Source organism: Limnobacter sp. SAORIC-690 (genome assembly GCF_002954425.1).
Taxonomy (GTDB): domain Bacteria; phylum Pseudomonadota; class Gammaproteobacteria; order Burkholderiales; family Burkholderiaceae_B; genus Limnobacter; species Limnobacter profundi.
Map to the genome: position 1 here is coordinate 3,169,736 of NZ_MQVZ01000001.1, position 9,260 is coordinate 3,178,995.

The 9,260-nt window shown below is 51.3% G+C and carries 10 protein-coding genes and 1 tRNA gene; 8 read left to right on the forward strand and 3 right to left on the reverse strand.

Annotation, left to right across the window (positions count from 1 at the left end):
• The first annotated feature begins 59 nt into the window (after positions 1-59).
• Positions 60-1,097 (forward strand): DUF4917 family protein, encoded by a 1,038-nt coding sequence (locus BSZ31_RS15100; RefSeq protein ID WP_105029434.1) that lies wholly within the window; start codon positions 60-62, stop codon positions 1,095-1,097.
• Positions 1,098-1,418: 321 nt separating this feature from the next.
• Here the strand turns inward: BSZ31_RS15100 and BSZ31_RS15105 are convergent, their stop codons facing one another.
• The 3 genes from BSZ31_RS15105 to BSZ31_RS15115 all read right to left on the reverse strand — a co-directional run bounded on the left by BSZ31_RS15105 (position 1,419) and on the right by BSZ31_RS15115 (position 3,830).
• On the reverse strand, positions 1,419-2,399 hold the full coding sequence (locus BSZ31_RS15105) for a hypothetical protein (RefSeq protein ID WP_105029435.1): 981 nt from the start codon (positions 2,397-2,399) through the stop codon (positions 1,419-1,421).
• 15 nt (positions 2,400-2,414) lie between these two features.
• Positions 2,415-3,251: an abortive infection family protein gene (locus BSZ31_RS15110; RefSeq protein WP_105029436.1), complete on the reverse strand. Its 837-nt coding sequence runs from the start codon at positions 3,249-3,251 to the stop codon at positions 2,415-2,417.
• A 503-nt stretch (positions 3,252-3,754) separates the two neighbouring features.
• Positions 3,755-3,830: transfer RNA gene (locus tag BSZ31_RS15115), tRNA-His, on the reverse strand.
• A gap of 597 nt (positions 3,831-4,427) precedes the next feature.
• Here BSZ31_RS15115 and BSZ31_RS15120 point away from each other — a divergent pair.
• The 7 genes from BSZ31_RS15120 to BSZ31_RS17860 form a co-directional block, all read left to right on the forward strand.
• Positions 4,428-4,724 carry a phenol hydroxylase subunit gene (locus BSZ31_RS15120; RefSeq protein WP_105029437.1) on the forward strand — a complete coding sequence of 99 codons (297 nt, stop codon included), beginning with the start codon at positions 4,428-4,430 and terminating at the stop codon, positions 4,722-4,724.
• A 34-nt stretch (positions 4,725-4,758) separates the two neighbouring features.
• Positions 4,759-5,772: an aromatic/alkene monooxygenase hydroxylase subunit beta gene (locus tag BSZ31_RS15125; RefSeq protein ID WP_105029438.1), complete on the forward strand. Its 1,014-nt coding sequence runs from the start codon at positions 4,759-4,761 to the stop codon at positions 5,770-5,772.
• The gene (locus tag BSZ31_RS15130) at positions 5,769-6,071 is read left to right on the forward strand and encodes an MmoB/DmpM family protein (protein ID WP_105029439.1); all 303 of its coding nucleotides are present in this window, start codon (positions 5,769-5,771) and stop codon (positions 6,069-6,071) included. Before BSZ31_RS15125 ends, BSZ31_RS15130 begins: the two co-directional genes overlap by 4 nt.
• Before the next feature lie 39 nt (positions 6,072-6,110).
• Complete coding sequence (locus BSZ31_RS15135) at positions 6,111-7,652, forward strand: aromatic/alkene/methane monooxygenase hydroxylase/oxygenase subunit alpha (RefSeq protein WP_105029440.1); 1,542 nt, start codon at positions 6,111-6,113, stop codon at positions 7,650-7,652.
• A gap of 22 nt (positions 7,653-7,674) precedes the next feature.
• Positions 7,675-8,037: a phenol hydroxylase subunit P4 gene (locus tag BSZ31_RS15140; RefSeq protein ID WP_105029441.1), complete on the forward strand. Its 363-nt coding sequence runs from the start codon at positions 7,675-7,677 to the stop codon at positions 8,035-8,037.
• A gap of 19 nt (positions 8,038-8,056) precedes the next feature.
• Positions 8,057-9,115, forward strand: coding sequence for an NADH:ubiquinone reductase (Na(+)-transporting) subunit F (locus tag BSZ31_RS15145; protein ID WP_105029442.1), 1,059 nt, complete (start codon positions 8,057-8,059; stop codon positions 9,113-9,115).
• Positions 9,116-9,130: 15 nt separating this feature from the next.
• On the forward strand, positions 9,131-9,260 hold a 130-nt coding region (locus BSZ31_RS17860; protein ID WP_146106744.1), incomplete at its 3' end, for a 2Fe-2S iron-sulfur cluster-binding protein.

Consider the following 9,260-nt stretch of genomic DNA (forward strand, 5'->3'; position numbering starts at 1 on the left):
GCCACCCCACAAAATGCCGCTGCACTCGGCGTTATGTCTCATCTTGATCGGGGCAACGAATGAAATTAGAAACTTTTGACGATGTGCTCGAATCCATTCGGAAGAACCCACGGCGGCAGTTTCATCTGCTATTGGGAAATGGCTTTAGCGTCTCATACGACCCAAAAATTTTTTCCTATAATGCGCTTCACGAGTTCGTTAAAAATCTCAAGGATAGGGACCTTTCAAAGATTCTAGAAGTAATTGAGACTCGCAACTTCGAAGTAATAATGCAGTACTTGGATAACTTTGCCGCGCTAGTAGAGGCCTTAGGTGGCGATTCAAAACTAAAAGAACGCGTCGAGAACGCAAGTGTCAAGCTGAAAAAAAGTCTGTTGGACGCTGTGAAAGCAATGCACCCCGAGCACGTTTTCAAGGTGCCGGAAGATCAAAGCGCGGCGTGTGCTACCTTCCTCCAGCAATTTTTTAACACTAGCGGGCACATTTATTCGACCAACTACGACTTGCTTTTGTATTGGGTCCTAATGCGAAACGACATACTCAATCACGTCGATGGCTGCGGCCGAGAGCTTATGAATGACACTGGCGAGTACATGGCCCCAGAGGATCAGGAATGGTCCGACCTAATATGGGGGAAAAACCGTAGCAAGCAAAATGTTTTCTATCTGCACGGAGCCCTTCCATTTTTCGACAGCGGGGTATGCGTTGTTAAAGAAGAGTACGACGTTTATAACTATCTACTCCGGAACATAAGCGCTCGAATGGAAAAGGGTGAATACCCGATTTTCGTTACTGCTGGTGATGGGCAGCAAAAGCTGAACCATATAACTCATAACCAATACCTCACTTATTGCTACGACAGCTTATGCCAAACTGAAGGCTCACTCGTAACCTTTGGGTTCAGCTTCGGGCAATACGATGAACACATCATTGCAGCGATCAACAAAGCCGCCAAGCAAAAGGTTCCTAATAAACTCTGGAGCATTTACATAGGCGTTTATTCGCCTGAAGACAAGGAGCATATTGAGCAGATCAAAGGAAAGTTCAAATGCAAAGTGCACGTCTTTGACGCAAAAACAGCAAAGGTGTGGGGGTAGCCGAGACGTGAAACATAACCCTACGTGCGAACTCACTCGCTTCGATCGCTGGACGCTGCGGGATAAAGCCGTGTGGCGGCGCTCACCTTCACGTTATACACCTTCGGTTCAAGGTCACTTTGGAAATGTTCTAAGTTGAAAGTCTCACGGCCGCTCAGGCCGAAAATCGCCCCATCCCAACGTACAACCATCGCAATAAGAGCAGCCGATATTCGGTGGCCAGAAGACAACGGAGCGCTAGTTTCCAGACCTTACGTTCTCGTTTACCTACCCAGAGTAGTCGCTTGGCGGGTGAGGGCTTGTCCGTTCTTGATGCCGATTCTAATTACAGCTTCGGAACAGGGCCGAGCGCGCTGTAATGCGCTCGCCGGTTGATGTCATTTGCACCAGCCAGTTGTTCTTAGAGTTGACGAAGACGTTGTTAAGCACGACGTCGAACTTCTCCCTAGAAACGGCCATAGTTTCGTTGTTCAGGTCGGCCAAGGTACCTGCAAGATAGTCCGGGAGTCTGACCAATTCGTCGAAGCGGTGCTTGGCGGTCTTCTCTGGTATTTCAAAAACAAGGGTGGCCAGAGATTCGCCATGGCTCTGGGCGATCTGCTGTTCCGGTGTGGCGAACTCGATTGCCTGGGTCAGGTAGTACACGTACGCTAGGTCAGACACTACGGCGTCATGGCGCTCAAACATTGCATCCCTGTCAGAAATCCAACGGATTACGCTAGCGCCCACCGCCTGATTGAGCAAGTTGCAGAGGGTCGCTACCATGGCAGCGACCAAATGAATCTGTCTGGCTAACTTCGCATTTGCTCCCTTATGTTCGAGCTCTCGTTTGAAAGCCTTCAGTCTCCTGATGGCGTTTTCGTGATATTCAATGTCATGCTTATGCTGGTATAGCGCAAGGCGGTCATGCATAAAGGATATGGCTCCCGCGACCAGCGCGTCCATGGCCTGCATGCTCAAGTAGTCGCGTAACAGCACATCCTCACGCCTCGTTACGAAGGAGACGCTAAAGGTGACAGGCACCTCGCAGGTCAAATACTGGATTAGACCGAGCGGAACTTTGCCTGTGTTCTTCAAGTCCTTAGGTGCCACTCTGGCTATGTACTCGCTGATGTTCTCAGCCTTGTCATGGGGTGCGACGACTACAAAGCTGAAGACATCGTTCCCCTTATTGACGTCCCCAATGCAGTAGTCCGAGATAACTGACCATGGCATGCCTGCAGGATAGCGAGCGAACCACTGCTTAAGCTGTAACTGGGTCGTCACAGTTGCTTGAACTAGGACGGGAAGTAGGTCAATCATGGTTAATCATGGAGACTACCGCACGTTTATCGCCAGCTTTGCTAGCAAGTAGCTGGCCACCGTGCCAACAGACTCAATTGCTGCTTTGGCCTCAGCATCGGTAAGTGTCGGTAGCCAAGGACGGCCGTGGCCAGAGCCCTGCTTGTTCCTGACGCGGTTAACACCAAGAGCGGTCAGGAACAGCCCTCGCTCCATAGCGCGGATAGGCGATTCGCCCTGAACTTCCGGCATCTCAGGCACCGCAAGACCCAGTGCAACGAAGGCCATACCTAACAAAGCCTGAAAGTTAGCTCCCGCGGGATAGCTGCCCCTGATTGTCATAAGCACATGGGCGGCAGTGGCCTCAAGCAGATCTTTGCCCGTTCCAGCCACCAGGGCAGCGTCTTCGGCGCCTCGTTGCGCGCGCCTCGCGTAGCTTAGCAGTGCATCCGTCAGCTCCGGTCCATTAAGAGCTGTGAGCACTTTCGGGGAAAGCGCCCCATCGTCTGCAAGGACGAAGCCGACGCTCTCGCAAGCCGTTTTGGCGTTCGCAATCGCGTCGAGGCCGACGAAGTTAGGTGCACCTGCACGGAAACCGCCACACGCACGAATCTTTCCCAAGAGACCCATCGCGAACCCCGAGGCGGCGATTGGATTGGCTGTCATGGCCTCATACAGCACAGCTCTAACACGCTTAGCCTTTCCGATCAGTTGGCCCTGTTGCTTGGGATCAAAGTTCGCCAGCCCGAAAGTATTAATTTGAAATTCTATGTCTGAATGCGACGGCTCTCGATAGCTTCCGCCATTACCCGAGTCGTCTACCAACTGGGAAAACGCGTGCACGATCGTGTCAGTGATAGGAATGTTCGGCATCACTTCCTCCTCTTTAGTTGTTACAACCTTGGAGTTTGTTAGATGAGATAGCACTGTGCCAGAAACTTGCTGTATCTGGCATGGTTTGTATCCACACTGATACCAATTACTTGTTAGGAAGTAGGCACTGTCGTCGAATGTTAAATGTCAGCGAAGCGTCGAAAGCAGTCGTTTTTCAAGAATATTTAAAAGTCCGCTTCGGCCGATTAGCGGAAGCTTTGTTGCAGAGATTACTTGTTGTTACATACTGCCACCAAGTTGAATTTCTTCTTATGTGACAGATGAATATGTGTCAAAGATAGGTCGATACTCACGAAATGTCTGTGACAGAAAATTTGTCACAGAATTTGTCACAGGATTGTCACAGCCGCATACTGATGGGTGGAGACTAAAAGACAGTTTTCCAAATATATGATCCATGGGAAAATTTCTGTGTCGAGAATGAAGCCGCCGAAAAACAAAAGGACTTAGCGGATCATTCACGCTAAGTCCTTGATTTTATTTGGGGCGATGTATGGGGCTCGAACCCACGACCCATGGAATCACAATCCATTGCTCTACCAACTGAGCTAACACCGCCACCGTAAACCGGTACTGAATTCTTGGCCTGCCCGGAGGGGTTCGAACCCCCGACCTTAGAAGTTTGGTACACGTAACTGTGTAGAAAACTACACAGTTAGTTTTCAAATGGCGTAAATGCGTGCTCTCAACAAGGTTGTAACTCTTGTGATCCATGCCAATAATGTCGTTTAACATCAACATAGCACTAGTAACTCAAACCGGATGAACATCCAAAAACGTTCTAATCTGAGCATCGGTTCAACTAGAACTGCGGCTAAACGAGGACTAGGTATCAGCCTATTAGACTAAGTTTGCTGATCTTATAACCGGTCTAGTCTATTTGCTTCGAGTCTAAGCATACCCCAAAAAGGTTAACCAATTTAGACAAACCTCGATCCTCAAAAAGACTCGACATAAAACGGCCCAGGCGTAAATATTTGCAAGTCCAACTTCATCATTTGATCAACTTGCACCGCAGCAATTGATCTTTTCAGCACCCGTAAATTTCTTAGAATTCATCCTCTATTTTTTATAATTCCCATCATTTCAATCACTTAGATAACATGGCATACCCCTTGCCCCCTTTACATGGGAAATCAAGCAAGAGGGCTCCAAATGATCAAAGAAGTCAAAACATCCAAAAGCGATACCCCGCCACCGGAGCTGAACGGAATTCTGGAGGCGTCCATTCCACGTTATGTGCGCGTCACCGGCACCTTGAACAATCGCTTTGTCGAGTTCGAGTTTTCGATTGGCGATCCAGAGCTTTGCGTGGAACTGGTGATGCAATTCGATCAGTTCCGCGAATTTTGCAAACAACACAATGCTGTGGAATTGACTGCCGAGCAATGCGCCTGGCTGGACTACGAACGCCTGAAGTGGCAATTCGGCCAGGCCGGCGTCAGCGAATAAAAAACCAAATAAATAGAGGAAAGGAGAAGACATCATGCAAGTCGACATCAAAACGTCGAACATCAAACAACTTCGCAACACATTCTCGAATGTGGCCCGCCGGTTGGGTGCAGACAAGCCTGCGTCGCGCTATCAGGAAGCCACGTTCGACATGCAGTCGGACACCAACTTCCACTACCGCCCCATTTGGGACCCACAGTACGACCTGTACGACACTGCCCGTACAGCCATCAAAATGGCCGATTGGTACAGCTTCAAAGACCCACGACAGTACTACTACGGCGTGTACACCATGAACCGTGCCAAGCAACAGGATGCGGCCGAAAAGCAGTTTGAGTTCGCAGAAAAGCGTGGTGTGTTCTACAACCTGAGCGAAAAAGACAAAGAACATTTAATTTTCGCTGTGCTGCCGCTTCGCCACTACGAGTGGGGCGCCAACATGAACAACTGCTTTTGTACCAGCTTCGGTTACGGCGCTGCAATTACACAAGCCACCATGTACAACACCATGGACCGCTTGGGCCTGGCGCAATACGTCAGCCGCCTTGGTTTGCTGCTGGATGGCAACACGGGCGACTCATTGGAAGTGGGCAAGCAGCACTGGCTGCACACGCCCGAGTGGCAAGAACTTCGCCGCAGCATGGAAAACCTGTTTGTCACAAAAGACTGGTTTGAAGTTTTTCTGGCACAGAATTTTGTGATGGACGGACTGGTGTACCCCATGTTTTACAAGCACCTTGAAACACGCCTGAATCCAATGGCAGGCCAAACCTTCTCCATGTGTACCAACTTCATGCAGGAATGGTTTGCCGAAACCCAACGTTGGGTGGACTCCACCATCAAAACCGCAGTGGATGAATCACCAGAGAACAAGGAAATACTGAGCCGCTGGTTCGACATCTGGATGACAGAAACTACCCGCGCTTTGCAGCCTTTGATGACCTCATTGTTTGCAGAAGAAGCCGCCAGCATTTTCATGCAGATTAAGGAAGACCTGCTGGTGCGCGCCAAGAAGATCGGTTTGAAAACACCCGGAGCTGCAGCATGAACACGCCAACCCCAGAACGAACGAAAACGCCGGTGTTTATTGCATTTGTCACCAACGACGATACCCGCAACATTGTCGAGGCCATTCGGGAAGACAACCCGCAAGCCACAGTCGAGGAGTTTCCGGCAATGGTCAAGATCGAGTCGCCCGGCCGTTTGGTGGTCAAGCGCCAAAGCGTGTCCGACCTGATGGGGCGTGACTGGGATCTTCAGGAAATTCACCTGAACCTGATTTCCCTGTCGGGCAGCATCAATGAAACAGAGGATGAATTTGAACTGTACTGGGGCCACGCGGCGTAATGCCAGTCCCGGAAATTTTCAACTTGAAGGAGTAGAGACATGAGCGCAGTACCCAAGAACACAGGCAACAAAAAACTGGGCCTGAAAGAGAAATACGGCATGATGACCCGCGGACTTGGCTGGGACACCACCTACCAGGCCATGGACGATGTATTCCCTTACGACCAGTTCGAAGGCATCAAAATCCATGACTGGGACAAGTGGGAAGACCCGTTCCGCTTGACCATGGACGCGTACTGGAAATTCCAGGGCGAAAAAGAGAAAAAACTGTACGCCATTATTGACGCGTTTGCTCAGAACAATGGTCAGTTCAATGTAACGGATGCTCGCTACATCAACACGCTCAAGCTGTTCCTGACTGGTGTATCCCCTCTGGAATACGCTGCACACCGTGGCTATGCCCACGTGGGTCGCTCTTTCCGTGGCGTCAGTGCACGAATTGCGTCGCAGATGCAGGCCATTGATGAATTGCGCCATGCACAAACCCAGGTGCACACCATCAGCCACTACAACAAGTTTTTCAACGGCTTGCACGACTTCCGCCACATGCACGACCGCGTGTGGTACCTCAGCGTACCCAAGAGCTACTTTGAAGATGCACAGTCTGCAGGTCCCTTTGAATTCATTACAGCCATCTCGTTTTCTTTTGAGTATGTATTGACCAACCTGTTGTTTATGCCATTCATGAGCGGTGCTGCCTACAACGGCGACATGGCCACGGTTACTTTCGGCTTTTCCGCCCAATCAGATGAATCCCGCCACATGACACTTGGTCTTGAGGTGGTCAAGTTCATGCTGGAACAAGACCCGGGCAACAAAGACATCGTTCAAAAGTGGATCGACAAGTGGTTCTGGCGCGGTTACCGCTTGCTGGCCTTGGTTTCGATGATGATGGACTACATGCTGCCCAAACGCGTGATGAGCTGGCAGGAAGCATGGGAAACCTATTTCGAGAAAAACGGTGGCGCACTGTTCGAAGACTTGAGCCGCTACGGTATTCGTATGCCCAAGTACCACGAAGTAGCCAGCAAAGAGAAAAGCCGTTTGAGCCATGAAGTGTGGGCTACTTTCTACAACTTCAGCCATGCCGCTGCATTTCACACTTGGGTACCCGAAGAAAGCGAACTGAAGTGGTTGAGCGAGAAGTACCCCGACACTTTCGACAAGCACTATCGTCCACGTTTTGAGCACTGGGATGCCCTTCAGAAAGAAGGTAAGCGCTGGAGCAACCCTGGCCTGCCGATGCTGTGCCAGTTGTGCCAAGTGCCGGCAATTTTCACGGAACCCGATGACCCCACAACCACCTGCCTGCGGGAAACAACCTACCACGGTATGAAGTACCACTTCTGCTCGGATGGCTGTAAAGACATTTTCGAGAACGAGCCCGAGAAGTACGTTCAAAGCTGGCTGCCGGTGCATCAAATCTTCCAGGGTAACTGCGGCGGCGAAGGACTGGACAATGTACTGAAGTACTACAACCTGGTGCCCGGCCAGGACAACGGCGAGTACATGGGCAGTCAGGACCAGATGAACTGGGAGCAATGGACAGGGCGCGACCACAAAGACGCACCGGCGGCCTGACAACAACAAGGAGGAGAACAACATGGCACTCGTTTCATTGCAGCCGGGCTACACCGGCGTGGTACGCGATCTTGAAGAGAACTTTCACGGCAACCGCTTATTGTTCGTGAACTGGGAGCACCACCTGATGTTTTGCGCACCCATGGCCTTGCCACTGCCACCCGCCATGCCCTTCGGGGCATTGGTGAATGAGGTACTGCCATCGCTCTACGGCAGCCACCCCGACTTTGCAAAAATTGACTGGAGCAAAGTGCAGTGGAAACACGGGCGTGAAAACTTCACTCCCGACTTGGGCAAATCGCTGGATGAAAACGGTTTGACGCACAAGTCGGTGTTGCGCTTCACCACCCCTGGCTTGACAGGCCTGTCTGGTTCGGGCGCGTAAGCGCAAAGGGGAACCCGCAATGAGCTATCAACTCACCATCGAACCGATTGGTCAAACAATCGACATCGAGGAAGGGCAAACCGTGCTGGACGCCTGCCTTCGTGCAGGTGTTTGGCTACCCCACGCCTGTGGTCACGGCCTGTGCGCTACTTGCAAGGTACAAGTGTTGGAAGGTGAATTCGAACATGGGGAAGCCTCACCGTTTGCGCTGATGGACTTTGAACGCGATGAACGAAAAATTCTGGCGTGCTGCGCAACCGTTGAATGCGACACCGTGATTGAAGCTGAGGTTGATGAAGACCCGGATGCGCAATTCATCGGACTTCAGGATTTCTCCGGGCGTGTGGTCAAAGCTGACATGCTCACCCCCACCATTCGCGGTATCTGGCTTGAAGTCGACGAGCCAGTTCACTTTCAAGCTGGGCAGTACGTCATGCTGAAAGTACCGGGCGTGCAAGGCGAACGTGCATTTTCAATCGGCAATGCCCCGGGCACAAACCTGGTTGAATTGCATATTCGAAAAGTACCAGGCGGTGCGGCCACCACCTGGCTGCATGACGAACTGAAGGTGGGTGACACACTGGAATTCACCGCCCCGCTGGGTCGCTTTTTCACACGCAAATCGGCCAATCTACCCATGATTTTTCTGGCAGGTGGTTCTGGCCTTTCCAGCCCGAAAGCCATGATTGAAGAATTGTTTAATGAGGGTTGCACATTACCCATGACCTTGGTGCAAGGGGCACGCAATGAAGCCGAGTTGTACTACCACAACTACTTCACGGAGCTTGCAGCCAAACACCCCAACTTCACCTACATTCCTGCCCTCTCGGATGCAGACGTGAGCGCGAGTTGGACCGGTGCAAAAGGTTTTGTGCACGAGGCATTGAAGGCGCACTTCAACAATGATTTTCGGGGCCACAAGGCTTACATGTGCGGACCACCGCCCATGATTGAAGCGTGTATCTCCACGCTGATGCAAGGCCAATTATTTGAACGAGACATTTATACCGAGCGATTCCTGACCTCGGCCGATGCAGAGGGATTGGCCAAGAAAAGTCCGCTGTTCAAACACGTGTAATGGAGGGCCGCACACATGCACCGCGTGGCCATTCAGAACACAAAGGAAGAGTACACCTGCAGCTCAGAAGACAACCTGCTGAAAGGCATGGAGCAACTGAACCGCAAAGGCATCCCGGTGGGGTGCCGTGGAGGTGGATGCGGCG

Bases quoted from the DNA above. Each gene is read 5' to 3' on its own strand.
- BSZ31_RS15125 (WP_105029438.1), top strand. From the start codon at position 4,759: ATGCAAGTCGACATCAAAACGTCGAACATCAAACAACTTCGCAACACA.
- BSZ31_RS15140 (WP_105029441.1), top strand. From the start codon at position 7,675: ATGGCACTCGTTTCATTGCAGCCGGGCTACACCGGCGTGGTACGCGAT.
- BSZ31_RS15120 (WP_105029437.1), top strand. From the start codon at position 4,428: ATGATCAAAGAAGTCAAAACATCCAAAAGCGATACCCCGCCACCGGAG.
- BSZ31_RS15130 (WP_105029439.1), top strand. From the start codon at position 5,769: ATGAACACGCCAACCCCAGAACGAACGAAAACGCCGGTGTTTATTGCA.
- BSZ31_RS15145 (WP_105029442.1), top strand. From the start codon at position 8,057: ATGAGCTATCAACTCACCATCGAACCGATTGGTCAAACAATCGACATC.
- BSZ31_RS15110 (WP_105029436.1), bottom strand. From the start codon at position 3,251: ATGCCGAACATTCCTATCACTGACACGATCGTGCACGCGTTTTCCCAG.
- BSZ31_RS15135 (WP_105029440.1), top strand. From the start codon at position 6,111: ATGAGCGCAGTACCCAAGAACACAGGCAACAAAAAACTGGGCCTGAAA.
- BSZ31_RS15100 (WP_105029434.1), top strand. From the start codon at position 60: ATGAAATTAGAAACTTTTGACGATGTGCTCGAATCCATTCGGAAGAAC.
- BSZ31_RS15105 (WP_105029435.1), bottom strand. From the start codon at position 2,399: ATGATTGACCTACTTCCCGTCCTAGTTCAAGCAACTGTGACGACCCAG.